This is a genomic window from Extibacter muris, from assembly GCF_004345005.1.
In the GTDB taxonomy this organism is placed as follows: Bacteria; Bacillota; Clostridia; order Lachnospirales; family Lachnospiraceae; genus Extibacter; species Extibacter muris.
In genome coordinates this window covers 1-1,458 of the sequence record NZ_SMMX01000044.1, presented here as the reverse complement: position 1 = coordinate 1,458, position 1,458 = coordinate 1, and the positions used below count along the sequence as shown (strand labels likewise).

The following is a 1,458-nucleotide window of genomic DNA, read 5'->3' as shown; positions in this document are numbered from 1 at the left end:
AGAGCTCAATACTCCATGCATTAAGATTACTACAGATACCGATGGATTTCAAGTGCCTATCGGCGTATTCGGGTCTTTTTTTCGGATATTCTTCTAATCTCCGTACTTTTATCATGGAATTTCAGCTTTGCATTCTTTCAACAGGCGCTGCGGAAAACTTTAACGCCGTCAGAACTGCCGTCAATGTTGACGGCTTCTGAAAAACTCTTATGTTAATCAGTAGAATGGAAGCAATAAAAAGGAGGTTCTTTTATCATGAGCAAAAAAGGAGAAAATATTTATAAAAGAAAGGATGGACGTTGGGAGGCACGGTATCTCAAAAAGGACGCATACGGCGGCATAGCCCGTTATGGGTATTGTTATGGGAAGACTTATGGCGAGGCGAAAGAGAAAGTTACCAGGGCGAAGGCGGGTCTGGCAGATTACCAGTCCGCATCGGAGAAAGGCGGAAAAAAGACCTTTGCGTGCTATTGTGACGAATGGCTTCTGCTAAAAAGGAGCAAGGTAACAAAGTCCACCTTTGTGAAATATGGGACTATTCTGGAAAAACATATCAAGCCGGAATTTGGAAAGCGCCAGGCGGAGATATTATCAGAAGTTCAAATAGAACAGTTCAGCTATGGATTGCTTCATAAAAAAAACCTGTCCCCTAAGACAGTGAAGGATATCCTTGTTGTACTCCATTCTGTATTAAATTATGTCCAAAAGCAGAACGGTTCCCTGAAATCCGTGGATATCGTATACCCGAAGGAAGAGCCAAAGGAAATGCGGGTCCTGTCCTGTGAAGAGCAGCGGCGCTTCAAGTCATATCTGCTCGCTGACATGGATACCTGCAAATTCGGCGTGTTTCTCGCATTATCCACCGGGTTAAGGCTTGGAGAACTGTGCGCTTTGACATGGGCGGATATCTCGCTTCAGGACGAGACGATCCAGGTCCGCAAAACGATGCAGCGCCTGAGAGCCACAGAGCATGCAGAAGATGGAAAGACATCAATTGTTATCGGCAATCCCAAAAGCGGCACTTCATCACGGATCATTCCATTGAATCAGGATATCACGGCACTCTGCAGGTTATGGAAATCAGATAATCCGGCGTCCTATATATTAACGGGGGAAGAAAGCCGATATATGGAACCGCGTATGCTGCAGTACCGCATGAAACAATATGCAGAAGCCTGCGGATTGGATGGCGTACACTTCCATACGCTGCGCCACAGCTTTGCCACGCGCTGTGTGGAAGTCGGGTTTGAGCTCAAAAGCCTGTCGGAGATCCTCGGACATTCGAGCCCGCGGATTACCCTGGAGCGTTATGTCCATTCTTCTCTGGAACTGAAACGAGAAAATATGAACAAGTTAAGCGGCCTGTAAACTATGCGCCGTCAAATAGAGCCGTCAGAGGGCAGAAAAACCTGCTAATCCCACGGAAAGCAGCCTTGCAGCCGCAGAGTATTGAGCTCT

At 46.6% G+C, this 1,458-nt stretch carries 1 protein-coding gene; it reads left to right on the top strand.

The features are described from left to right. Nucleotides 1–255: 255 nt before the first annotated feature. Nucleotides 256–1,368 (top strand): tyrosine-type recombinase/integrase, encoded by a 1,113-nt coding sequence (locus tag E1963_RS19105; RefSeq protein ID WP_132281669.1) that lies wholly within the window; start codon nucleotides 256–258, stop codon nucleotides 1,366–1,368. Nucleotides 1,369–1,458: the final 90 nt, after the last annotated feature.

Coding starts and splice junctions, on each gene's coding strand:
- E1963_RS19105 (WP_132281669.1), top strand. CDS start 256: ATGAGCAAAAAAGGAGAAAATATTTATAAAAGAAAGGATGGACGTTGG.